The sequence below is a fragment of the Serinicoccus sp. JS2-9 genome, from assembly GCF_059025165.1.
In genome coordinates this window covers 959,574-982,745 of sequence record NZ_CM180091.1, presented here as the reverse complement: position 1 = coordinate 982,745, position 23,172 = coordinate 959,574, and the positions used below count along the sequence as shown (strand labels likewise).

General features: G+C 71.1%; 19 protein-coding genes. 9 read left to right on the top strand and 10 right to left on the bottom strand.

From position 1 onward, the window contains the following. Window positions 1-76 precede the first annotated feature (76 nt). Complete coding sequence (locus tag AC5PYY_RS04905; RefSeq protein ID WP_493898675.1) at window positions 77-418, bottom strand: DUF3592 domain-containing protein; 342 nt, start codon at window positions 416-418, stop codon at window positions 77-79. A 117-nt stretch (window positions 419-535) separates the two neighbouring features. Continuing rightward, complete coding sequence (locus AC5PYY_RS04900) at window positions 536-2,098, bottom strand: ATP-dependent DNA ligase (protein WP_493898674.1); 1,563 nt, start codon at window positions 2,096-2,098, stop codon at window positions 536-538. Window positions 2,099-2,553: 455 nt separating this feature from the next. Between AC5PYY_RS04900 and AC5PYY_RS04895 the strand changes: the two genes are divergently transcribed. The 3 genes from AC5PYY_RS04895 to AC5PYY_RS04885 all read left to right on the top strand — a co-directional run bounded on the left by AC5PYY_RS04895 (window position 2,554) and on the right by AC5PYY_RS04885 (window position 5,410). Next, a complete protein-coding gene (locus tag AC5PYY_RS04895; RefSeq protein WP_493898673.1) occupies window positions 2,554-3,972 on the top strand; it encodes a sensor histidine kinase in 1,419 nt (472 codons plus the stop codon). A 2-nt stretch (window positions 3,973-3,974) separates the two neighbouring features. Beyond that, window positions 3,975-4,637 carry a response regulator transcription factor gene (locus AC5PYY_RS04890; protein ID WP_493899327.1) on the top strand — a complete coding sequence of 221 codons (663 nt, stop codon included), beginning with the start codon at window positions 3,975-3,977 and terminating at the stop codon, window positions 4,635-4,637. Window positions 4,638-4,738: 101 nt separating this feature from the next. Then, window positions 4,739-5,410, top strand: a complete 672-nt coding sequence (locus tag AC5PYY_RS04885; RefSeq protein ID WP_493898672.1) for a DUF4097 family beta strand repeat-containing protein — start codon at window positions 4,739-4,741, stop codon at window positions 5,408-5,410. 33 nt (window positions 5,411-5,443) lie between these two features. On the opposite strand, the gene AC5PYY_RS04880 is transcribed toward AC5PYY_RS04885, so the two are convergent. From AC5PYY_RS04880 to AC5PYY_RS04865, 4 genes are all read right to left on the bottom strand, one after another. Next, window positions 5,444-6,841, bottom strand: coding sequence for a VWA domain-containing protein (locus AC5PYY_RS04880; RefSeq protein WP_493898671.1), 1,398 nt, complete (start codon window positions 6,839-6,841; stop codon window positions 5,444-5,446). A gap of 75 nt (window positions 6,842-6,916) precedes the next feature. Next, window positions 6,917-7,822 (bottom strand): carbohydrate ABC transporter permease, encoded by a 906-nt coding sequence (locus AC5PYY_RS04875; protein WP_493898670.1) that lies wholly within the window; start codon window positions 7,820-7,822, stop codon window positions 6,917-6,919. Beyond that, window positions 7,819-8,772 (bottom strand): carbohydrate ABC transporter permease, encoded by a 954-nt coding sequence (locus AC5PYY_RS04870; RefSeq protein ID WP_493898669.1) that lies wholly within the window; start codon window positions 8,770-8,772, stop codon window positions 7,819-7,821. Before AC5PYY_RS04870 ends, AC5PYY_RS04875 begins: the two co-directional genes overlap by 4 nt. A 14-nt stretch (window positions 8,773-8,786) precedes the next feature. After that, complete coding sequence (locus AC5PYY_RS04865; RefSeq protein ID WP_493898668.1) at window positions 8,787-10,073, bottom strand: ABC transporter substrate-binding protein; 1,287 nt, start codon at window positions 10,071-10,073, stop codon at window positions 8,787-8,789. Window positions 10,074-10,386: 313 nt separating this feature from the next. On the opposite strand from AC5PYY_RS04865, the gene AC5PYY_RS04860 reads away from it, so the two are divergent. From AC5PYY_RS04860 to AC5PYY_RS04835, 6 genes are all read left to right on the top strand, one after another. Continuing rightward, window positions 10,387-12,105: a carbon starvation CstA family protein gene (locus AC5PYY_RS04860; RefSeq protein WP_493898667.1), complete on the top strand. Its 1,719-nt coding sequence runs from the start codon at window positions 10,387-10,389 to the stop codon at window positions 12,103-12,105. A gap of 22 nt (window positions 12,106-12,127) precedes the next feature. After that, complete coding sequence (locus AC5PYY_RS04855) at window positions 12,128-12,403, top strand: cory-CC-star protein (RefSeq protein WP_493898666.1); 276 nt, start codon at window positions 12,128-12,130, stop codon at window positions 12,401-12,403. A 10-nt stretch (window positions 12,404-12,413) separates the two neighbouring features. Continuing rightward, entirely contained in the window at window positions 12,414-13,517 is a 1,104-nt protein-coding gene (locus tag AC5PYY_RS04850) for an ArsA family ATPase (RefSeq protein ID WP_493898665.1), read from the top strand. Window positions 13,518-13,868: 351 nt separating this feature from the next. Next, a complete protein-coding gene (locus tag AC5PYY_RS04845) occupies window positions 13,869-14,903 on the top strand; it encodes a hypothetical protein (protein ID WP_493898664.1) in 1,035 nt (344 codons plus the stop codon). Window positions 14,904-14,920: 17 nt separating this feature from the next. Beyond that, entirely contained in the window at window positions 14,921-16,657 is a 1,737-nt protein-coding gene (locus AC5PYY_RS04840; RefSeq protein ID WP_493898663.1) for an ABC transporter ATP-binding protein, read from the top strand. After that, the gene (locus AC5PYY_RS04835) at window positions 16,654-18,708 is read left to right on the top strand and encodes an ABC transporter ATP-binding protein (protein ID WP_493898662.1); all 2,055 of its coding nucleotides are present in this window, start codon (window positions 16,654-16,656) and stop codon (window positions 18,706-18,708) included. The genes AC5PYY_RS04840 and AC5PYY_RS04835 overlap by 4 nt, the downstream gene beginning before the upstream one ends. Before the next feature lie 69 nt (window positions 18,709-18,777). On the opposite strand, the gene AC5PYY_RS04830 is transcribed toward AC5PYY_RS04835, so the two are convergent. The 4 genes from AC5PYY_RS04830 to AC5PYY_RS04815 form a co-directional block, all read right to left on the bottom strand. Continuing rightward, entirely contained in the window at window positions 18,778-19,572 is a 795-nt protein-coding gene (locus tag AC5PYY_RS04830) for a hypothetical protein (protein ID WP_493898661.1), read from the bottom strand. Between the two features lie 196 nt (window positions 19,573-19,768). Further along, window positions 19,769-20,935: an ABC transporter permease gene (locus AC5PYY_RS04825; RefSeq protein WP_493898660.1), complete on the bottom strand. Its 1,167-nt coding sequence runs from the start codon at window positions 20,933-20,935 to the stop codon at window positions 19,769-19,771. After that, window positions 20,936-22,102, bottom strand: a complete 1,167-nt coding sequence (locus AC5PYY_RS04820; protein ID WP_493898659.1) for an ABC transporter permease — start codon at window positions 22,100-22,102, stop codon at window positions 20,936-20,938. 20 nt (window positions 22,103-22,122) lie between these two features. Further along, complete coding sequence (locus AC5PYY_RS04815; RefSeq protein WP_493898658.1) at window positions 22,123-23,064, bottom strand: ABC transporter ATP-binding protein; 942 nt, start codon at window positions 23,062-23,064, stop codon at window positions 22,123-22,125. Window positions 23,065-23,172: the final 108 nt, after the last annotated feature.

The window sequence follows — 23,172 nt, the reverse complement described above, 5'->3', positions numbered from 1 at the left end:
GATGCACTGCCCACTGATCGTGCCAAAGGACCGCCCGCCTGTCCTGCGCAGCGCGGTGACCTCGGAGCCGGGCCGCTCAGAGCAGGCGGCTGGCCACCATGGGGAACACGACGACCAGGAGAACCAGCACGACCACCGCGAAGAGCACAAAGGCCAGCACGGGGTGGCGTCCGAGGCCATCGAGCCGGATCGTGGCGTCCTCGGGGGCGTCCACGTCATACTCCACCTCGGCCGACTGACCGGTGCGGTAGACCCCGAGATCGAGCGCGACCCGTGCCATCGCCTCGACCTCGCTGCCGTCCTCGGTGGTGAAGCGCACCACCGGCAGGGACCGCTGCTTGTCGAGGGCGGTAGTCGTGCCGACCCGGCGGTGGTCCCAGCGCACCACGGTGCCCGTCGTCGTGACTCGTCGCCCCACGTCATCGCCCTCCGCACGTCATGTCGCGGGCAGGCTATCCCACCGGCTGCCCGCGGCGAGCCACCATCAGCGACGCCCGGTCGCTCTGTCAGCAACCACACGCGAAGCCCAGTGGGGTCACTGGAGGGAATCTAGGGTGTCGGCCTCGTCCGGAGTCTTGTCGTCCCGATACCGCAGCACCCGCGCGAAGCGCAGAGCGATCCCGCCCGGGTAGCGACGCGAGGTCTGCACCGCGTCGTAGGCGATCTCGACGACCTGCTCGGGACGCACGTGCACCACATGCCCCTCGCGTGCGGTCTCCAGCGTGAGGAACCGCTCGGTCTGCCACTGCAGGATCGCGTCGGTCATGCCCTTGAACGTCTTGCCCACCATGACCAGCTCGCCGTCCTCACCGCGCGCGGCCAGGTGGATGTTGGACAGCCACCCCTGCCTGCGCCCGCTGCCCCACTCCACCGCGATCACCACGAGGTCGGCGGTGCGGCGCGGCTTGACCTTGACCCAGCCGGCGCCGCGGCGACCCGCGGCATACGGCGCCTGCGGGCCCTTGACCACGACCCCCTCGTGCCCGCGCGCCACCACGTCGTCGAAGAACGCCTGCGCGGCCTCCGGGTCGCTGGTGAGGACGCGCTCGACCACGAGCGACGGCGCCAGCTCGGCCAGCGCCGCCCACCGCTCATGCGCCGGCTCGTCGACGAGGTCGCGCCCGTCCAGGTGCAGCAGGTCGAAGAGGTATGTCGTCACCGGCGTCGTCCGCGCCAGCTCGGCCGGGTCGGTGCGCGAGGCGGTCCGGGCGCCGGTGACCTGGAACGGCTCGGGCCGGCCGTCCTCCGCGAGCGCGATGACCTCGCCGTCGAGCACGGCCTGCTCGGCGGGAAGGGCGCTGATCGCCTCGACCACCTCGGGCAGCCGGTCGGTGATCTCCTCCAGGCTCCGGGTGAACAGCCGCACCGGCACGTCCGCGGCGCGGTCGAGGTGGGCCTGCAGCCGGATCCCGTCGAGCTTGAGATCGAGGGCGACCTCGGTCGCGCCGTCGACCGCCGCGGCGACGTCGGGCTCGGAGCCCGCCAGCATCGGACGCAGGGGCCGCCCCACCTCCAGCCGGACCGCCTCCAGCGCCGCCGCCCCGTCGGTGAGCGCCGCTCGCGCCACCGGCCCCGGGAAGCCCGCGAGCATGACGGCGCGGCGGACCAGCGCCTCGGGCACGTCCGCCGCCTGCGCGATGGCCGGCAGCATCACCCCGTCGCCCGCCCCCTGGCGCAACTCCCCGGTGATGAGCCCCGTAAGCCAGGCCTGCTCCTCCTCCGTCGCCCGGGAGAAGAGGTCGCCGACGGCCGCGGCCCGTTCGGCGCCCGAGCCCTGGCCACCGATCGCCTTGATCCGGCTGAGCGCGGCGTCGACCTCGAGCACCGTCAGCGTCGACTCCTCCGCCGGGTCGGGCCGATCGCGCAACCCGCGCCAGCCGACCCCGACGGTCCGCTGCGGCAGCGTGCCGGCGAGGTAGTCCGCCACCACCTCGACCTGCCGGTCCCGGTCGGCGCGGTCGACAGCGTCGGTGCCCTCGCACCCGGGCGACTGCTCGGCGGCCTCCGCCAGGGTCTGCGCCAGCAGCGCGGTCTTGGCCGTGCGCGAGCGGGTCGCGGCGACCTGGGCGGACGTGCCGGTGACGGTGGCGAGCTGCATACAGGACAGTGTGACCTGCCGCTGAGCGCCAGGCGCGGCAGCAGGGTCGCGGCGGGAGGGCACGCGCGACTCTCAGAAACTTGACCAACTCCATACCAAGTCCATACCCGCACTTTGCGAAACCAGGAGTAACGTCGAGACATCGATCAGACGTCGTGGGATGTCGTACCCCTTCGTCGCCACGGTGACTGGTCGGTACGGACACGCCGAGAGAGGCGCGGACCGAGCGGGCGGGCGTCTACCCCCTGCAGTCCGCCCGATGGTCTCGCCCCGACGGGGGGGAAGGCGTGTTCGTTGAGGAGGGCGCGTCGGCTGTCACGGGACCGACGCGCCCTCCCTTTGTGTTGTGTGGGGCCGCTGACCTCCGGGCACCGGCGCCGACGGGGGTTATCCCCCCTGCTGTTCGGGGGCGCGCTGCCTCTTGGGCCGTCGCGCCGCTGACTACCGTGGACCCCATGACCTCCTACGCCAGCGCTCCCGACGGGCCGGGCGACCTCGAGCCGGCCGACATGCCGCGCCTGGTCGAGGCCCCCGGCGGTCCGGTCGACGACGCGGCCGCCCCGGCAGCCGGGGACCACACCCGACCGACCCCGCGGGGCGCGGCCGGATGGCTCGGCCGACAGGCCTGGGCGATCCCCTACAACGTCACCGGCATCTTCACCGGCGTCGCCGCGATCGTGCTGCTGGCCCTGGCGATCGGCGGCTTCTTCTCCATCCCCGGCCTCGGCGCCGGGCTGGTGCTGCTGGTGCCCGCGATCTGGGGCTCCTGGCTGCTGGCCCGCTTCGAGCGCCATCGGATCGCGGCCTTCCTCGGCCTCGACATCGGCGAACGTTCCCGGTCCACCGCTCCCGCATGGCGGCGCTTCCTCGGGCTGGACGAGCCCCGGCTCCGGGCCCTCGGCTGGGTCGGGCTGCACGGCCTGTGGGGCATCCTCAGCGGTGCGCTCACGCTGGCCCTGGCGGTCCAGGCCGCACTCCTGGCGACGTTGCCCGCATGGGCCTGGGTGGGCGAGGGCGTCACGCTCTTCGGCACCCTGCGCATCACCTCGACCCTGGGCCTGCTCCTCACCTGGCTGGTCGGGATGGTCGTCCTCCTCGGCCTGCCGGTCGTGGCGCGCGGCCTCGCCGGGGTCGATGTCGCCCTGGCCCGATGGCTGCTCGGCGAGGACCAGGAGGCCCAGCTGCAGCAGATGAGCCAGCGGGTCGACACCCTCACCACGAGCCGGGAGGAGACCATCGACTCGGTCGAGGCCGAGCGCCGCCGGATCGAGCGCGACCTCCACGACGGCCCGCAGCAGCGCCTCGTCTCCATCGCGATGAGCCTGGGCCTGGCGCGCGACGCGCTCGACCGCAACCCGGACGACGCCGAGGCGGCCCGTCAGGTGCGCGAGCTGCTCGACGAGGCGCACTCCTCGAGCAAGGAGGCGATCACCGAGATGCGGCAGGTCGCCCGCGGCATCGTGCCGCCCATCCTCACCGACCGTGGCCTCGACGCCGCCGTCTCCGCGATCGCCGCCCGCAGCCCGGTGCCCGTCCAGGTCGTCAACCGGATGCCGCAGCAGCGGCTGGATCCGACGGTCGAGGCGATCGCCTACTTCTGCGTCTCCGAGGCCCTCACCAACATCGCCAAGCACGCCGACGCCCGCAGCGCGGTCGTCGAGCTGGGCACCGCGCGGGGCCTCACCGGAGACCTGCTCGCCGTCACCGTCTCCGACGACGGGGCCGGCGGCGCGGTGGTCGGCGAGGGCAGCGGCCTCACCGGTCTGCGGCAGCGCGCGAGCGCCGTCGACGGCCACGTCCACGTCCACTCACCGGTCGGGAGCGGCACCATCGTGTCGATCACCCTGCCGCTACGCGAGAGGGGTATGCCGTGAGCCTGCGCGTCATCCTCGCCGAGGACTCGGTCCTCCTCCGGGACGGCATCGTCCGCCTGCTCGGGGCCACCGGCTTCGACGTCGTCGACGCCTGCCCGGACGCCGAGACCTTCCTCACCTCCGTCCGCGAGCACCGGCCCGATCTCGTCGTCGTCGACGTCCGGATGCCCCCGACCTTCACCGCGGAGGGGCTCCAGGCCGCGCTCCAGGTGCGCTCCGAGCTGCCCGACACGGGGGTGGTCGTCCTCAGCCAGTACGTCGAGGAGCGCTACGCCACCGAGCTGCTCGCGGGCCGGGCCAAGGGCGTCGGCTATCTGCTCAAGGACCGGGTGGCCGACACCAGCGACTTCGTCGAGGCCTTGCGCGCGGTCGCCGCGGGCGGGACCGCGCTCGACCCGGAGGTCGTCTCCCAGCTCATGTCGCGCGCCCGCAACGCCGACCCGCTGGAGCGGCTCACCCCCCGCGAGCGCGACGTCATGCGGCTCATGGCGCAGGGGCGGACCAACAGCGCGATCAGCCGCGAGCTCTTCATCGGTGAGGGGGCGGTGGAGAAGAACGTCTCCTCCATCTTCACCAAACTGGACCTGCCGCCGACCGACGAGGACCACCGCAGGGTCCTCGCCGTGCTGCAGTGGCTCGACCACGGGGCCGGTGACGCGCAGTGAGCACGCCGACCGACACGCCGAGCCCGACCCGGCGGACCGGCGGTCCTCGCCCGAGCCAGTCGAGCCGATCGAGTCATCGCGGCCTCCGCGCGGTCGGTGTCGTGATCACGTTCATGCTCGTCCTCGGCGGGGCCACGTCGACGGCGCCGGAGATGCTGCGCCAGCAGGGCACGGACGAGACCGCCCTCCCCTCGGACGTGAGCACGCTCATCCTCGAGGCGCCTCGGGGCGACGTCGAGGTCCGCGAGGTGCTCGGGGCCGAGAGCCCCCGGCTGGAGTCGCGCAGCACCTGGGCCCTGACCCGCCCCGACGTCACCACGACGACCGACGACGACGGCAGCGTCCGGGTCGAGGCCCCGTGCACCGGCACCAACCTCGGCGTCTGCTCGGTCGACCTCGTCGCCTGGGTGCCGGCCGGCACGGCCCTCCAGATCGACACCAGCTTCGGCGACGTCGACGTCACCACCAGCGGGACGGTCGTGGTCGAGGGCACCGGCGGCGACATCACCGTCGACGGCTCCTCGACCGAGGCCTCGCTCAGCGCCACCCTGGGCGACATCGACTTCCGCTCCTCCGTCGCGCCGGACCAGGTGCGGATCCGCAGCACCCTCGGCGCCGTGGCGGTCCAGGTGCCCGCGGAGGCGTATGCCGTGAGCACCGACAGCAGCCAGGGCAGCGTCACCATCGACCCGGACGTGCGCCGCGATCCCGACGCACCGCATACCCTCGACCTCGAGACGACGCTCGGCGACATCGACGTCGACGCCGAGTGAGCCTCGTCGCTCGGCACGCCGCCCGCAGCCGGGTCAGTCGTCCTGCAGGCTCTCCTCGTAGAGCTCGCTCCAGGTGGAGGTGCTCTCGCTGTAGAGGTCGGCCATCTGGTCGGTGAACAGGCTCGAGACGGTCTCGCTGTTCTGGTGGCCCAGGTCCTGGACGTAGTCGTACCGCTCGTCGAAGTAGCCCTTGATCAGGTCGATCATCTCCTGCGACTGAGCGTCGTCGCCGAACGCGTCGGCGTCGCGCAGCTCCCGAGTCACCTGACTGCTGTTGAGCAGGTCGTCGCTCAGCTCGCCGCGCAGGTCCTGGTAGACCTCACGGTTCCGCTCCTGGAGGTCGGCGCGGGCGTCGTCGAGCCGGTAGCTCTCGGCGTCCTGCCACTCCGTCCAGGCCCGGCTCAACCGGGAGGCCTCCTCTTTCCAGTACTCCTCCAACGCAGCCGCCGAGTCCGCCTGGGTGTACGCACCACCACCAGCGTCCGCGATCGCCGCCAACGCCTCCTGGTCCGCGTCACCCACCTGGAAACCGATGACGTTCACCACCGGCTGGATCCCGGCCTCCGCGAGCGCGCCCGCCGCAGCGACCGGGTTACCCTCGCACGTCTCGATCCCGTCGGTGACCACATACACGATCGCGTCCGTCGCGTCCTGGTCGATATCACCCTCGGTGTCCCCGATCGCCCGCGCCAGCGGAGTCCAGCCCACCGGCTGTACCTGGCCCAACGCCTCCGAGAACCCCTCCCCCAGGGCACCTTCGTAGACGACCTCCGAGCTCTCGCACGACTCCGCGCGGTCCGCCTCCGAGTTGGACCCCTCGTGCCCGTAGATCCGCAGGCTCACCGTCGACCCCGCAGGCAGGGCGTCCGTGAAGTCCTCGATCGCCGACTTCGCATCATCCATCCGGGTCCCACCCGAACTCTGCGCAGCCATCGACCCGCTCGCGTCGAGGACCAGGGCGAAGTGGTTCTGCCCCACCGCCGCAGTCTCCGGCGGCCCCGCCGTCGGCGCGGCCGTGTCACCCAGATCCGGAGAGAAGCTGATGAGCTCACACATCGCTGCAGCATGGTCGCCCTGCACCTGCGAGGCCACCGCCCGCACCCACTCGTCCTCGGTCTGCGGATCCATCGCCAGCACCGCCTCCGCTGCGGCCTCCGCGTCGAAACTGTCCCCCGAGTACGGACCGGCCTCGATCAGCAGGGTGGACTCGAGCTCGGTCGGCTCCCGGGTCGCGTCCTCGCACGGCACCGGTTCGAGCACCGCGATCTCACCACCCGACGCCTCCGCCGCGCTGCTGGCCGACGCCTCGTCGGTCGCGGCCTGCGTGGTCTCCCCGCTCGGCGTGCTCGCCCCGTCCTCCTCACCGTCACAGCCGCTCACGCCGACCAGGCAGCACAGCGACACCAGGACGGTGAGTCGTCTGGACATCATCACGAGTTAGCCCCCTCCACGAGCTCGGTCGGCCTCCGCCGTGTGAACGCCGACACAGTACCCGGTGGGTGACGATCACTTGATGGCGCCGCGGGTCACGCCCTCCATGATCCAGCGCTGGGCCACGATGTAGACGAGGATCGTCGGGAGCATCGCCATGAGGTAGGACGCGAAGGCGATGTTGTAGTTGGTGGAGAAGGCCAGCTGGAAGATGTTCTGGACCACCGGGAGCGTCTGCATCGTGGGGTCGGACGTGATGAGCGAGGGCATCATGAAGTCGTTCCACGACGCCAGGAAGGCGAAGATGCCGACCGTGGCGTTCATCGGCGCGAGCAGCGGGAAGATGATCCTCCAGAAGACCTGCCAGGTGGTCGCCCCGTCGACCCGGGCGCTCTCCTCGATCTCCTCGGGGATCGAGAGGAGGAAGGCGCTGTAGAGCAGCACGCTGAACGACATCTGGAACATGATGTGCAGGATCGTCACGCCCACCGGGCCGTCGATCCCCATGAGCGCGGTGAGCTTGACCTGCGGCAACGCGACCACGGGGAACGGGATGAACATCGCGGCGAGCAGGTAGAAGTAGGACCAGCGGAACAACCGCCGCTTCCAGTTGCGGGCGATGGCGTAGGACGCCATCGAGCTGATGACGAGCGTGCCGACCACGGTGCCGACCGCGATGAGCAGCGAGATCGTGAACGACCGCGGGAAGTCGGTCAGCGTCCAGGCGTCGACGAAGCTGCCCCAGTTGACCGGCCAGGGGAAGGAGAAGCCGGCGCCCTGCACCGCCTGCTCCGACGTCTTGAAGGCCATCGAGACGGTGAAGTAGAGCGGGATCAGGACGGACAGCGAGGCGAGCAGGAGCAGCAGGGTGGCGGGCCAGTTGACCCGACCCCGGGTGCGGCGCGGTGCCGGACGTGGACGTCCCTTCTCGGCGGCCTCCGCGGTGGCGGCCGACTCGGTGCTGGCGGGCTGGGCGGTCACAGCGAGACTCCTCTGCGTCGGATGAGCAGGAGTTGCAGGATGGACACCGCCACGGTGACGACAAAGAAGATCACCGCGTTGGCCATCTGGTAGGCATAGTCCCCGCTGTTGAAGCCGGTGAAGATGGACATCGCGACCGACATCGTGGAGGTGCCCGGGCCACCGTTGGTGAGGCCGACGATGATGTCGTAGGCGTTGAGGAAGTTCTTGACGCCGAGGACGGTGTTGATGACGACATACCCCGCCATGAGCGGCAGCGTGATCGACCAGAACTGCTTGGCCGGGGAGGCACCGTCGAGCGAGGCGGCCTCGTAGACCTCCTCGGGGACGGCCTGCAGCCCGGCGAGGTAGATGATGAGCGACATCGGGATCGCCTGCCAGGCGGTGACGATGACGATGGAGACCCAGGCGAGGTTCTCGTTGGCCAGGATGCTCTCGCCCAGCGCTCCCTCCGCGCCGAGCGCCTGCATCATCGTCGGCAGCGAGGTCGCGAAGAGGTAGTTGAAGACGTAGGCGATGACGATGCCCGAGATGACCATCGGCACGAAGAACACCCCGCGCAGCAGCGTCTTGAACCGGATCTTGGCGTTGAGCCCCAGTGCCAGGAGCATCGCGACGATGTTGACGACGATGACGGTGACGACCGAGAAGCCGATGGTGAAGACGTAGGCCGAGAGGATCTTCGGGTCGGTAAACATGACCCGGTAGTTGTTGAGCCCGACGAACTCCCACTCGCCGAAGCCCACGTAGTTGGTGACGGAGTAGAACATCCCCGCCAGGCCGGGCAGCGTGATGAAGAAGGTGAAGAGGGCCAGCGCCGGCAGCAGCATGAGGTAGTAGGTGCCCATGCCGCCGCGGGCTGCGGTGGCGCGGGCCGCCGGGACCGGTCTCTGCTCCGCGGCCGGGGCGGCGCCGCCTGCGGTGTCGGTGGTGTCGGTGGTGGTCGCCATCTGTCTGTCTCCCCTCAGGCCGACCGCAGCGCGAGCCGCCGCCAGTCCTCGTCGAGCTGGCTCAGGAAGTCGCTCACGTCGCCGGTGATCATGAGCCCCTGCAGGTAGTTCGGCAGCGGGATCGTCGGGGGCATGAAGGTCCCCGGCCCCTGGTAGAACTGGCCGCTGTCGACATACTCCTGCAGGCCGTTGACCCGCTCGTCGGGCTGCGGGGGAGCGTCGGCCAGCGGCGAGTAGTAGAGGTTCTCCTGGTTGTAGGTGTTGATGACATCGGGCTGGAAGAGGAACTCCAGCAGCCCCATCGCCCCCTCCTGGTGCGCCGTGGAGCTGGGGATCCACACGCCGAGGTCGATGTTGACGCGGCAGCGGGTGTCGGCAGGGTCGTCGGTCATCGGCAGCGGGAAGGTGCCGACCGGCAGGTCCGGGTCGACCTTGGCGATCTCGCCGAGGGCCCAGGGGCCCTGGAAGTACATCGCCGCGTCACCACGCCCGAAGGCGAGGTTGCCGTCCGGGTAGCCCTGGGTGAGCGCGTTGTCCTGGTGGAACTCGCGCAGCATGACGAGCTTCTCGATCGCCTCGGGCATGACCCCGCTGAAGGAGTAGTCCGCGCCCGGCTCGAAGTCCACCCCGACCTCGCGCAGCCCTTCGTAGAACGCGGCGACGTCGACCGCCCCGCCGACGCAGTAGTCGAACAGGCCCTGCTGCATCGTCCAGCCCTCGTTGAAGGTGCCGTAGATCGGGGTGATGCCCGCGTCCTGGAAGGTACGGCATACCTCGAGGAACTCGGTCCACGTCGTCGGAACCTCCAGCCCCTGCTCCTCGAAGAGCTGCCGGTTGTAGATGACGCCCTCGGCGGCGGTGGAGTAGGGGAGGACGTGGAAGCGGTGGTCCTCGTCGGCGAACTGGCTGACCAGCTCCTGCACGTTGGGCGCGATGAGCTCGGCCTGAGGGGTGTCGCGCAGGTCGGTGAGAACGTCCCGGCGGACATAGGTGGAGGCTTCGTACTGGTAGTTGTAGCAGGCGATGTCGGGCGGCACCCCGCGCACGAACTGCGCCGAGATCGAGGTCGGCGTGCTGTCGAAGAAGATCGGCGTGGCCGGAGAGTCGGCGTTGTAGGTCTCGACGAGATCGCCGAAGTAGCCGACCACCTCGGGCTTGTTCATGAGGAAGCGGGCGCTGCCCTCGGCCACCCCGGAGCAGCCGCTGAGGCCGCCGGCCCCGCCGACGCCCAGGGCCCCGAGGGCCGCCGCCTTGAGGACGCTGCGCCGGCTCGGCCGCGCCGCGGGACGTCGCTGGACCATGAAGACTCCCTCCCCCCGGTGGCGGCAGCGCCATCGGTCTGTCCACCGAACCACGGGGCGGCGGTCGGCCACAAGGGTAAAACGGTCAAGTTTCCGTAAAGGAAAGTGATCCGGGTAACCATTCGCGACGCCCGGTGGGGGTGGGGGCAACCATTCGCGACGCCGGGTGGCGGCTGGGGCAACCATTCGCGACGCCCGGTGCGGGCTGATATGACGGAAGTGGTTGGTGTGGCGGCTGGGACGCGATAGTCTCGGCACGTCATACCCGCGCCGCTCCCTGCGCCGCCCCTGGCTCATGTCGACGGAGACCGCCATGAACTCGCTCGTTCTCGCCCTCATCGGCGTCCTCATGATCCTGGCGGGGTATGCGCTCTACTCGCGCTTCCTCGCGAGCAAGATCTACGCCCTGGACGACTCGCGCAGCACCCCGGCGCACGAGCTCGAGGACGGGGTCGACTACGTGCCGACCAACAAGTACGTCCTCTGGGGCCACCACTTCACCTCGGTCGCCGGCGCGGCGCCGATCGTCGGCCCCGCGATCGCGGTGATCTGGGGCTGGCTGCCGGCCTTCCTCTGGGTGACCATCGGCACCGTCTTCTTCGCCGGGATGCACGACCTGGGGGCGCTGTGGGCGTCGGTGCGCAACAAGGGGCAGTCGATGGGGGCGCTGTCCGGCCGCTACATCGGGGCGCGCGGCCGCAACCTCTTCCTCGTCGTCATCTTCCTGCTGCTGCTCATGGTCAACGCGGCCTTCGCCGTCGTCATCGCCGGGCTGCTCGTGAGCACCCCGACCGCGGTCATCCCGACCTGGGGCGCGCTGCTCGTGGCGCTGCTCGTCGGGCAGGCGATCTACCGACTGCGGTGGAGCCTGCCGGTCGTGTCCGTCGTCGGCGTGGCCTCGCTCTACGCCCTCATCTGGATCGGCGACCAGGTGCCGCTCGCGCTGCCGGAGACGGTGGCCGGGCTGCCGGCCAACGCGGTCTGGATCATCCTGCTGTTCATCTACGCCGGCGTCGCCTCGATGCTGCCGGTGTGGGTGCTGCTGCAGCCGCGCGACTACATCAACGGCCTGCAGCTCTTCGTCGCGCTGGGCATCCTCTACGGCTCGGTCCTGCTTGCCCGGCCCGAGATCGTGGCCCCCGCGGTCAACGGCAACGTGCCCGAGGGCACGCCCTCGATCGTCCCGCTGCTCTTCGTCACCATCGCCTGCGGCGCCATCTCCGGCTTCCACGGCATGGTGAGCTCGGGCACCAGCTCCAAGCAGCTGGACAAGGAGAGCGACGCCCGCTTCGTCGGCTACTTCGGTGCGGTCGGCGAGGGGCTGCTGGCCCTCGGCGCGATCATCGCCGCGACGGCGGGCTTCCAGAGCCTCGCGGCGTGGGAGGAGACCTACTCCGCCTTCGGGCAGGGCAGCGTCGGCGCCTTCGTCTCCGGCGGTGGGGCCATCGTCGAGAGCGGCCTCGGGCTGCCGCAGTCGCTGGCCGCCACCATCCTCGCGACGACCGCGATCCTCTTCGCCGCGACGACGATGGACACCGGGGTCCGGCTGCAGCGCTTCGTCGTGCAGGAGATCGGCGACATCGCCGGCGTCCAGCTGCGCAAGGGCCCCGCCACCCTCATCGCGGTCGGCGTCGCGCTGGCCCTGACCTTCGGCGCCGGCGTGGACGGCTCGGGCGGCATGCTCATCTGGCCGCTCTTCGGCACGACCAACCAGCTGCTCGCCGGGCTCACGCTCTCGATCGTCGCGATCATGCTGCTGCGCCGCGGCCGCACCGCCCTGCCCGCGCTGATCCCGCTCGTCTTCGTCAGCTTCATGACGCTCTATGCGCTCTTCATCCAGCTCGGCACCTTCTGGTCCGAGGGCAACTGGCTGCTGCTGGTGCTCGACATCGTCATCCTCGTCGCCTCGCTGTGGGTGATGGTCGAGGCGCTGGGCGCCATGCGCAAGGCCCGCGACTACGACGGCGACGACGACGCCGAGCTGGCGCAGACCGAGGTCTCCTCCGGTCAGCCGGGGCGCTCGGCAGACTGAGCGAGCGGCATACCCTGGGGGGATGACGGACGACCCGCAGCCCCGGAGCCGCCTCGCGCAGGTGGCCGCGGCGCTGGGCGAAGTCTACTCCGGGCCCTACCGGCGCACCTTCGCGCGGGCGCGGCAGGACGAGGACGACCTCTTCCTCGTCATCGTCATGGCCGAGGCGCTCGGCGTGCCCAACCCGGCGAGCTACTACACGATCGAGCTGCTGCCCGTGGTCTACGACCAGGTCCACGACTGGCACCGGCGGATGGGCCTGGACCGCAGCCCGCTGGACCACTTCTCGTGCTGCTGAGAGGTATGCCGTGACGCCCCCGCCCGGGCTCGTCGCCCTGGCGCAGGGTCGGGAGGTGCTCTTCGTCGGCGGCAAGGGCGGGGTGGGCAAGACGGCCGTCGCGTCGGCGCTGGGGTTGTCGCTGGCGCGGGGCGGTCGCCGGGTGCTCGTCGTCTCGACCGACCCGGCCCACAACCTCGGGCACCTGTGGGGCCGCGCGGTGGGCGACAAGGTCGTCGAGCTCGCTCCGCTGCTGCGCGGCCTGGAGATCGACCCGGTCCGCACGACCGATGCCCACCTGCGGGCCGTCCGCGCGACCATGCAGCGGCTCATGCCCGAGCACCTCCAGGGCGAGGTCGCGACCCACCTGGAGCTCGCGCGGGACGCCCCCGGCACCCATGAGGCCGCCGTGCTGGAGCGGATCGCCGAGGTGGTCGAGCAGCGCCACCCCGACGAGCTCGTCATCTTCGACACGGCGCCGTCGGGGCACACCTCACGGCTGGTGGCGCTGCCGGAGCTCATGCAGGCCTGGACCGAGGGGCTGCTGCGCAGGCAGGACCGGTCGGCGCGGTTCGGCGCCGCGCTGCGGGGGCTGGAAGGGCGGCGGGACGCCGGCGAGCGCGCCGCGGCCGACGTCATCGGCGGCGGGGATCGGGGGCTTCTCGGAGATCGAGGGCTTTGGGGATCTCTTCGAGATCGGGAGGTTCGTCGGGATCGGGCGGCTCGGGGCGAGCGCGGAACTCCGAGGGACCGTCGGGGTCGGCGGGACGCGGAGATCCGCGACATCCTCGACCGGCGGCAGCGTCGCTTCTCCGACCTGCGGGACCTGCTGCAGGACCCGGCCCGATCCGCCTTCGTCATCGTCCTCGCCGCCGAACGCCTTCCCGTGCTGGAGACCGTCGAGCTGCACGCGCAGTTGGAGCGGGCGGGGATGGAGGTCGGCGCGCTCGTGGTCAACAAGCGCTCGCCGGCCGACGGTGGGCCGTTGCTCGCCAGCCGGCACGGGCTCGAGGAGGGGTATGTCGCCCAGCTCACCGAGGCACTGCCCGGGATCCCCGTGACCCAGGTGCCGCTGCTCCCGGGCGAGGTCCTCGGTGTGGACGGCCTGAGCCTTCTGGCGGCACACCTGGAGTGAGGACCTGCAAGGGCTGAACCGGCTGGTAGCCGGCCACCCCTGACTCACCTCCGTCTCTGGCCTCGGCCCGCCGTGCTCCTGGCCCCCAGCGTCATCAACCATCCCCGGCGTGTCGTGCACATGGCCGAAGGGCTCTGCGGCGAGTCGCACGTCTGCGCGTGCAGACCGCAACAAGCCTTCCGCACAGGTCCTCAGCAGCCCTCGCCAGATCTCACCCGCACGCCACCGGCCCACACCATCTGCGCCGACTGCTGGCAGGAGTCATCCACACCCCTTGTGGTCGCCAGCCCGTCGTCCACAGATCTGGCGCTCGCCCTGGAGACCCGCCCAGGGCTGGTGTTGCCTTCGATCATGAGCCCTTCACCGCCCTTCCCGGACCTCCCGGGGCAACGGGGGCTGGCCACGACACGCCAGCTCCGAGACGCCGGACTGACCCGCTCGGCCATCACCCATGGGCTCGACCGCCGCTGGCAGCAGCCGATGCCCGGCGTGGTGGCGCCACATCGCGGTCCCCTCCACGGGGACGACCGGCTGGCTGCCGCAGCGCTGTGGGCCGGACCGGGTGCCGTCCTGACAGGGGGTGTGGCCCTCGCCTGGCACGGGCTCGTCGGCGCCGATCGCGAGGAGGCCGTCTTCCTGGTGCCCGGGACGTCTCGGGCGAGGGCTCACGGACCGGTCCGCACCGTGCGCACCACCCGCGAGGTCCGCGTCGCGAAGGAGCTGGGGTGCGTGCTCGTCGTGGGCCTCGACCGTGCCCTGCTCGACACCGCGCAGCACCAGGACATGACCCACCGCGACCTCACCGCTCTCGCCTTGTCGGCCCTCCAGCAGGGCCGGACCCACCCCGACCGGCTGCACCAGGAGCTGCGCGCCACACCGCGCCTCGCCAACGCCCCGCTGGTCGCGGCACTGGAGACCTTCGACCGGCGGGCGTGGAGCCTGCCCGAAGGCGAGTTCGACAGGCTGCTCGCCACCTGCTCAGAGCTGCCTCCCCGGCTGCTCAACCCGCGCCTGACCGACCTCGCCGGACGTCTGATCGGGACACCCGACGCCTTCTTCGCGGAGGCCGGGGTGGCAGCCCAGGTGCACTCCCGCCAGCACCACAGCGGCTATGACGACGACGGCACCGACCTGTGGAGTATGACTGTGGAGAAGGACGGCGCCTACGCCGAGCACAGCGTCATCGTCGTGGGCGTCACCCCGAGGTCTATCGCCCGTCGGCCGGCCCAGGTGCTCGAACGGGTCCGCACGGTGGTCCTGCGCAACCGGCTCCGACCGCATACCTGGCCTGGACGGAGGCGAGCCCCTCCCTGGCGACGCTGCGCAACGCAGGGGGAGAGCGGCGGCATACCTGGTCCGGAGGGAGATGACTCTCACCCTGGGTGACGGTGCACAATCAACAGGTGCTCCTCCGACTCCTGCGCACCCACCTGCGGCCCTATGCGGGACTGGTGGTCGTCGTGCTCACCCTGCAGCTGGTGGCGACGGCCGCCAGCCTCTATCTGCCGAGCCTCAACGCCGACATCATCGACCAGGGCATCGTGCAGACCGACCTGCCCTACATCTGGCGGGTCGGCGGCATCATGCTGCTCGTCAGCGCGGTGCAGGCGCTGGCCCAGATCGGCGCCACCTGGGCGGCGGCGCGCACGGCGATGAGCGTCGGGCGCGACGTCCGCGCTGCGCTCTTCGACCGCGTGCTGTCCTTCTCCTCGCGCGAGCTGGGGCACTTCGGGCCGCCCTCGCTCATCACCCGCAGCACCAACGACGTGCAGCAGGTGCAGCAGGTGACCTTCATGGCGCTGGTCATGCTCGTCGCCGCGCCGATCACCGCCGTGGGCGGCGTCATCATGGCGGTGCGGCAGGACGTGGGGCTCTCCCCGCTCATCGCCGTGGCCGTGACCGTCCTGCTGCTGGGGATGGCGCTCATCATCCGCCGGATGGTGCCGCTCTTCCGGGCCCAGCAGGTGCAGCTGGATGCCGTGAACCGGGTGCTGCGCGAGCAGATCACGGGGATCCGGGTGATCCGGGCCTTCACCCGCGAGGAGCACGAACGCGAGCGCTTCCACGACACCAACACCGAGCTGACCGGCATCGGGCTGCGCGTCGGTGACCTCATGGCGCTGATGTTCCCCTTCGTCATGCTCGTCATGAACCTCTCCAGCGTCGGCGTCATCTGGTTCGGCGCCCAGCGGGTCGAGGCCGGAGCGATGGAGGTGGGGGCGCTCACGGCATACATCAGCTATCTCATCCAGATCCTCATGTCGATCATGATGGCGACGATGGTGGCGACGATGATCCCGCGCGCCTCCGTCTCCGCCGAGCGCATCGGCGCGGTCCTGGAGACCGACACGACCGTGGTCGCGCCCGCCAGCCCGAGCAGCCCGGATGCCGAGCGGCCGGGCACCGTCCAGCTCGACGACGTCGACTTCACCTATCCGGGCGCCGACGCGCCCGTGCTCTGCGACGTGAGCTTCACCGCCCGACCCGGCACCACCACGGCGATCGTGGGCGGCACCGGCTCCGGCAAGACGACCCTGATGCGGCTCATCCCCAGGCTGGCCGACGTCAGCGACGGGATGATCCGGCTCGACGGGGTGGACGTGCGCGACCTGGCGCCCGAGACGTTGTGGTCGATGGTCGGCCTCGTGCCGCAGCGGCCCTACCTCTTCTCCGGGACCGTCGCCTCCAACCTGCGCTTCGGCCGTCCGGACACCACCGACGAGGAGCTGTGGGAGGCGCTGCGGGTGGCTCAGGCCGACGACTTCGTGCGCGCGACCGCCGAAGGGCTGGACCACCCCATCGCCCAGGGCGGCACCAACGTCTCCGGCGGGCAGCGGCAACGCCTGTGCATCGCGCGTGCTCTCGTGGCCCGCCCGTCGATCTACCTCTTCGACGACTCCTTCTCGGCGCTCGACCTGTCCACCGACGCCCGCCTGCGAGCGGCGTTGCGCCCGATGACCCGCGACGCCACCGTGATCGTGGTGGCCCAGCGGGTCTCGACCATCGTCGACGCCGACCAGATCGTCGTGCTCGAGCAGGGCCGGATCGTCGGCGTCGGCACCCACGCCGAGCTGCTCGAGGGATGCGAGACGTATGCCGAGATCGTCCGGAGCCAAGAGCGCGGGGAGGTGGCGGCATGAGTGACAAGGACGCCAGCACCGAATCGAACGTCGACTCGAACTCCGGGTCGACGCCCGGGTCGACGTCCGAGTCGACTGCTGGATCCACCTCCGGCACCGCCACCCCGCGGCCGCAGGCCCGACGAGGTCCGGGTGGACCCATCGGGGCCGCGGTGCCGGTCGACAAGCCCAGCAACTTCGCGGCCTCGGCCCGGCGCCTCCTCGGACGGCTGGCGCCGTTCCGGCTGCTCATCGGGCTCTCGGTCCTGCTGACCCTCGTCGCGGTGGTGCTCAGCGTCCTGGGCCCGAGAGTGCTCGGGCGCGCCACCGACTACGTCTTCGCCGGCTTCCTCGGGGCCCGCCTGCCCGCGGGGGCCGACGTGGACGACGTCGTCGCGGGCCTACGGGCCGACGGTGAGGACACCATGGCGGACCTGGTGGCGGGCACGCCATACCTGGTGCCGGGCGAGGGCATCGACTTCGGTGCCGTCGGGCGGACCGTCGCCCTGGTCGTCGCGCTCTACCTCGGCTCCGCCGTGCTCATGTGGATCTCGACCCGGCTGGTCAACCGGATCTCGATGTGGACCGTGCGCGACCTGCGCGCCGACGCCGAGGAGCAGCTGCACGAGCTGCCGCTGGCCTACTTCGACGCCCAACCTCGCGGCGAGATCCTCTCCCGCGTCACCAACGACCTCGACAACCTGCAGCAGACGCTGCAGCAGACCTTCGGCCAGCTGCTCAACGCGCTCGTGACGGTGCTCGCGATCCTCGCGATGATGCTGTGGATCTCGCCGACGTTGACCCTCATCGCCCTGCTCACCATCCCGGTGTCGGTGCTGGTGACGATCCTCATCGCGCGGCGCAGCCAGAAGCTCTTCAAGGCGCAGTGGGCGCACACCGGCACCCTCAACGGGCAGATCGAGGAGGCCTTCACCGGGCACGAGCTGGTGACCGTCTTCGGGCGTCGCGAGCAGGTGACCGAGCGGATGCGGGAGATCAACGACCGGCTCTACGACGTCACCTGGCGGGCGCAGTTCATGAGCGGCGTGATCATGCCCGCGATGTTTCTCATCGGCAATCTCGGGTATGTGCTGGTCGCCGTCGTCGGGGCGCTCCGGGTGACCTCCGGGACCCTCTCGCTGGGGAGCGTGCAGGCCTTCATCCAGTACTCCCGCCAGTTCACCCAGCCGGTGACCCAGGTGGCCTCGATGGCCAACCTGCTGCAGTCCGGCGTCGCCTCGGCGGAGCGGACCTTCGAGCTGCTCGACGCGGACCGGCAGGTCCCCGACCCGGTGGACGCCGACGCGGCACCGCGCGGGCGCAGCGGGCGGATCGCCTTCGAGGACGTGTCGTTCTCCTACGGCGAGGAGCCGCTCATCGAGGACCTCACGCTCGTCGCGGAGCCGGGTCAGACGGTGGCGATCGTGGGGCCGACCGGGGCCGGCAAGACGACGCTGGTCAACCTCATCCTGCGCTTCTACGAGTTGGACGGCGGGCGGATCACGCTCGACGGTCGCGACATCACGACGATGACCAGGGAAGACCTGCGCTCACGGGTCGGCATGGTGCTGCAGGACACCTGGCTCTTCGGCGGCAGCATCGCCGACAACATCGCCTACGGGCGCCCGGGCGCGACCCCCGAGGAGATCCGCGACGCCGCCGAGGCGGCCTACGTCGACCGCTTCGTCCAGCACCTGCCGGAGGGCTATGACACCACGGTCGACGACGAGGGCACCACGGTGTCGGTCGGGGAGAAGCAGCTCATCACCATCGCGCGGGCCTTCATCGCCCAGCCCTCGCTGCTCATCCTCGACGAGGCCACCAGCTCGGTCGACACACGCACCGAGCTGCTGGTGCAGGAGGCGATGGCCCGGCTGCGCGCCGACCGCACCAGCTTCGTCATCGCGCACCGGCTCTCGACGATCCGGGACGCCGACCTCATCCTCGTCATGGAGGCGGGGCGCATCGTCGAGCAGGGCACCCACGCCGAGCTGCTCGAGGCCGACGGCGCCTACGCCCGGCTGCACGCCGCGCAGTTCAGCGGCGCCGCGGTGGAGGTCGAGCAGGTCTGAGCGAGCGGCATACCCACCGGGCGTCGCGAAGGGTTGTCCCTAGACCGACCGGGCGCCGCGAAGGGTTGCTCAGTCGTCGATGGTGATCGCGTCGGGCGGAAAGATCTCCGGCGCGTCCTCCCAGGTGAAGACCTCCAGCTCGGTCGGCTCCTCGCCCGCGTCGGGCATGCTGACCTTGAGCAGCTTGCTGTCGACCACGGAGACCCATACCTCGGCGCCGGTCGCGGCGAGCGTGTAGTGGTAGGCCGCGCGACCATTGAGCTCGGTGACCTCGACGGCGCTGGTCTCGAGGTCGGCATCCGCGGCCGGCGCCACCCCGAGGGCGCCCTCCCACAAGGAGGACAGGGAGAAGCCGCGCAGGTCGAGGGAGGAGGGCGCCTCCACCCACTCGCCGTCGAGCCGCTCGGGCTCGGGCGCGCCCGACACCTCCCAGTAGGCCTCGTTGCCGCGGAGATAGTGCTGGTCGTCGGCGAAGATGATGGAGATCTCGAGGTCGTCCATCGTCGCGTTGACCTGGTAGTTCGAGTCGTCGAACTGACCCGCGACCTCCGCCTCGATCACCATGCCCTGCGTGTTGCCCCGGATGAGGGCGTTGACCTCCTCGGCCGCCTCGGCCTGCTCCAGCGCCGCGGGCCACACCTCGGCCAGGGGCGGGGCCGCCCCGTCGTTGGTCGGTGCCGGGGCGGGGGCCGGGGCCGCCGACGCGCTGGCAGCCTCCCCGTCACCGGTCAGCGGGCTCTGCGCGGTGCCGTCGCAGCCGGTGAACATCAGCAGGGCGGCGCCGAGCGCCAGGCCGCGCAGGGCATGACCACGTGGCGACCGCGCGAGACGACCGACGTGACGGGTCTGCTGCCCCTGGTCCATACGTCATACCCCTTGGTGCGTGCGCCGCCGTCCCAGGACGCCCTGTCGACGTCGAGGTGCGGCGGCGTGTCCACCGACGTGCGGCTCACCCTGAGCCTACTCCCTCCTCGTCCGGCGTCGGGAGCAACCATTCACGACGCCCGGTGGGGTGCTGGGCAACCATCCGCGACGCTCGGTGGGTATGCAGGGGTGAGGGTCACATGGCGCGGGCGAGGCTGCGGCGCAGCAGGAGGGCGCCGAGAGCCAGGACCGCGACGGCCATGGCGACCAGGACGCCGACCTCTGGGAGGACGTCGACCAGGCCGGCGCCGCGCCGCTGGATGTCGGCGAGCGCGTCGTAGGCCCAGGCGTGCGGCGTGAGGTGGGCGATGGTGCGCAGCCGGTCGGGGTAGAGCTCCAGCGGCACCATGCAGCCGCCGATCGCCGCGATGACCAGCCCCGCACCGACCGAGAGCCCGCTGGCCGCCCCCTCGCTGTCGACGACGACCCCGATGACCATGGCTGCCCCGGCGGCGATGAGCGCGAACGCGAGCAGCACCACGAGCGTCACCCGCAGATCACCCCATCCGACGTCGAAGAGCAGCGAGCTGGCCACCATGATGTAGGCACCCTGGAAGACCCCGATCGCCACCCGGCCGACGATGAGGCCCAGCATCGTCTGCGCCGTCGTGACCGGCGCCGACAGCGTGCGGCGGATGACCCCGTCGCGCCGCGCCTTGATCAGCGCGGCCGAGGCGGTGAGCGTGCTGAGGAAGACGAAGAGCAGCAGCTGCGCAGTGGCCCCCGTGCCGAACTGCCCCGCCCCCTCGAAGGCCTGCGCCAGCTCGCTGTCGGGCTGCACCACGAGCAGCTCGGGCTCGGCGACCGCGGCAGCAGCCCGGTCCAGCGCGTCGCCCGCCTCCTGCGCGGGCACGACCGTGCTGACGACCTCGTGCTGCTGCGCGGACACGGCCACCGCCTCGGCCTGCGCCCGCACCACCTCGGCCACCGCCGGGGCCTGCGAGGAGGTGCCCTGCACGATCTCCAGCTCCATCGCGGCCCCGTCGAGGTATGCCTGTGCGCTCGCCTCGGGGATCACCACCCCGACGTCGGAGTCACCGCGGGCGACGTCCTCGCGCAGCGTGGCGGCGTCGTCGCGCACGAGGACCTCGAGGTCAGCCTCCTGCCAACGACTCACGAGGGCGTCGTGCGCCGACCCCTCGGGAGCGACGACCGAGACCTGCGAGGTGGGCCCGTCTCCGCCGAACTGCCAGCCGATGACGGTCACCATGGCCAGCGGGAAGATGAAGACGAAGAAGAGGTTGGAGCGGTCGGCGAAGAAGCGCCGCAGCTCCACGACGGTGATGGCGAGCACGGATCTCACTCAGGCGTCCTTCCGGCCGGGCACGACCCGCGCGAGCAGCAGCATCGCGAGGGTGAAGACGAGCATGGTGAGCAGGACGGGGGTCAGGTCGGCGACGCCCCCACCACCGGAGGTGATGCCGAGCCCCCGGCCCAACGCGGCGACCGGGTTGACCTCCAGCACCGTGCCGATCGTCCCGGAGGACGGCACGCGGAAGAAGGAGCCACCGCTCATCCCCAGGGTGATCGCGACGATGGTCTGCGCGACACCGGCCTGCTCGGCCGAGCGGGCCACCTTGGCGATGACGAAGCCGATCGAGGTCGCGGCCGCGACGACCGCGACGAGCAGCACCCCGATGGGCCAGGGCGACCCCAGCGCCACGTCGTCGAAGACGAGCGACCCGGCGAGCAGCAGCACCGCGGTGGCGACGACGCCCAGCACGAAGCTCGACAGCCCCTTCGAGAGCGCCGGCCACCACCCCGGGATCGGCATGGAGAGCAACCGCGGCAGCGTGCCCCACTCCCGCTCGACGATGAGGCCGAGCACGCCGAAGCCGACCGTGAAGAGCAGGAAGAAACCCGCCTGACCGGCGACGATCGACGCACTGGGCGTCAGCTGCTCGTCGGCCGTCTCACCGGCGACCCAGCTCACGGCCGGCCCGTCGACCCCCTCACCCAACGCCTGCCCCATCTCCTCCTGCGTCGCCCCGAGGTCGTCCAGGGCCCAGGCGGTGCGGTTGGTCGCCGTCAGCTGGGTGAGCACGCCGTCGATGACACTGGTCACGACGTCGGCCTCCACTCCGGCGTCCTCGGGCCGGTGGACGACCACCTCCGGCGCCGCGCCGGCGGCCAGGGCGGCACCGAAGTCCTCCGGCACGACGATCCCGGCGCCCGCCCTCCCGGCGTCCACCCGGTCGGCCACCTCGTCGGCCGTCGCGGTCTCCACCCGCACGTCGAGCTGGGCCGGGTCGATCTCCTGCAGGGTCTGCGGGATCACCTGGGCGACCTGGTCCTCGGCGGGCGCGGAGACGGCCACGGTGATCGGCTCCAGGTCGTCCGCGAGCGGCGTGAAGACCAGGGAGAAGACCCACATGAGCGCGAAGGGCACGACGAGCCCGAAGATGACGAACGACTTGTCCAGCACCTGCTGGCGCAGGTCGGAGAGGACCATGACGAGGAGTCGGGGCATCGAGACTGGCGCTGGCATGGTCAGTCCCGCAGCGCCTTGCCGGTGAGGTGGAGGAAGACCGACTCGAGGTCGGGGCGGGAGATCTCCACGTCGGTGAGCGCCATGCCGGCACCCGTGCTCGCGTTGACGATCCCGCTGATCGCGCTCGGCGCCCCCTGCACCGTCAGCAGCAGCTGCCCGTGCTCCCGGTGCACCTGGGTCACGGCGGGCGAGGACGACAGGGCCGCCTGCGCCGCCTCCAGGTCACCACTGCCGGTGAGCGTCACCGTGTCGGTGCCGCCGACGAGGTCGACCAGCTGCCCCCGGTCACCCTCGGCCTGGATCCGGCCGTCGTCGACGATGGCGATCCGGTCGCACAGCCGCTCCGCCTCCTCCATGTAGTGCGTGGTGTAGAGCACCGCCATTCCCTCGGTCGAGAGCGCCTCCACCGACTCGAGGATCGCGTTGCGCGACTGCGGGTCGACGCCCACGGTCGGCTCGTCGAGGATGAGCAGCTCCGGCTCGTGCAGCAGCCCGACGGCGATGTTGAGCCGCCGCTTCATCCCCCCGGAGAACGTCTTGCTCGCCCCCTTCGCGCGGTCGGTCAGCCCGACGATCTCCAGCACGGTCGCGACCCGCTCGCGCAGCCGCGGCCCCGTGAGCCCCTGCAGCCGGCCGAAGTAGATCAGGTTGTCGCGTGCGGACAGCTCCGGATAGATCGCCAGGTCCTGCGGCACCAGGCCGAGCCGGCGCTTCGCGGCGATCGGGTCCTCCCCCATGGCGATGCCGCTCACCAGCACCCGCCCCGCATCCGGCCGCAGCAGACCGACCACCATGGAGATCGTGGTCGTCTTGCCGGCGCCGTTGGGTCCGAGCAGCCCGAAGGTCTCCCCGCGCCCGATGGTGAAGCTGATGCCGTCGACGGCGGTGAGGGATCCGAACGTCCGACGCAGGCCGTCGACCTCGAGCACGGGAGAAGTCATGCCGCCACGCTAGACGGCGCAGCCCGCCTCGGTGCATGACAAGTGTCCCAGGCTCGATATGACGTGTCCGCCGGTCCCGCGGCACGCGCCAGGATCGGCGCAGGGCAA

Coding starts and splice junctions, on each gene's coding strand:
- AC5PYY_RS04865 (WP_493898668.1), bottom strand. CDS start 10,073: ATGGTCCAGCGACGTCCCGCGGCGCGGCCGAGCCGGCGCAGCGTCCTC.
- AC5PYY_RS04880 (WP_493898671.1), bottom strand. CDS start 6,841: ATGATGTCCAGACGACTCACCGTCCTGGTGTCGCTGTGCTGCCTGGTC.
- AC5PYY_RS04855 (WP_493898666.1), top strand. CDS start 12,128: ATGACGGACGACCCGCAGCCCCGGAGCCGCCTCGCGCAGGTGGCCGCG.
- AC5PYY_RS04835 (WP_493898662.1), top strand. CDS start 16,654: ATGAGTGACAAGGACGCCAGCACCGAATCGAACGTCGACTCGAACTCC.
- AC5PYY_RS04870 (WP_493898669.1), bottom strand. CDS start 8,772: ATGGCGACCACCACCGACACCACCGACACCGCAGGCGGCGCCGCCCCG.
- AC5PYY_RS04830 (WP_493898661.1), bottom strand. CDS start 19,572: ATGGACCAGGGGCAGCAGACCCGTCACGTCGGTCGTCTCGCGCGGTCG.
- AC5PYY_RS04845 (WP_493898664.1), top strand. CDS start 13,869: ATGAGCCCTTCACCGCCCTTCCCGGACCTCCCGGGGCAACGGGGGCTG.
- AC5PYY_RS04860 (WP_493898667.1), top strand. CDS start 10,387: ATGAACTCGCTCGTTCTCGCCCTCATCGGCGTCCTCATGATCCTGGCG.
- AC5PYY_RS04815 (WP_493898658.1), bottom strand. CDS start 23,064: ATGACTTCTCCCGTGCTCGAGGTCGACGGCCTGCGTCGGACGTTCGGA.
- AC5PYY_RS04895 (WP_493898673.1), top strand. CDS start 2,554: ATGACCTCCTACGCCAGCGCTCCCGACGGGCCGGGCGACCTCGAGCCG.
- AC5PYY_RS04900 (WP_493898674.1), bottom strand. CDS start 2,098: ATGCAGCTCGCCACCGTCACCGGCACGTCCGCCCAGGTCGCCGCGACC.
- AC5PYY_RS04820 (WP_493898659.1), bottom strand. CDS start 22,102: ATGCCCCGACTCCTCGTCATGGTCCTCTCCGACCTGCGCCAGCAGGTG.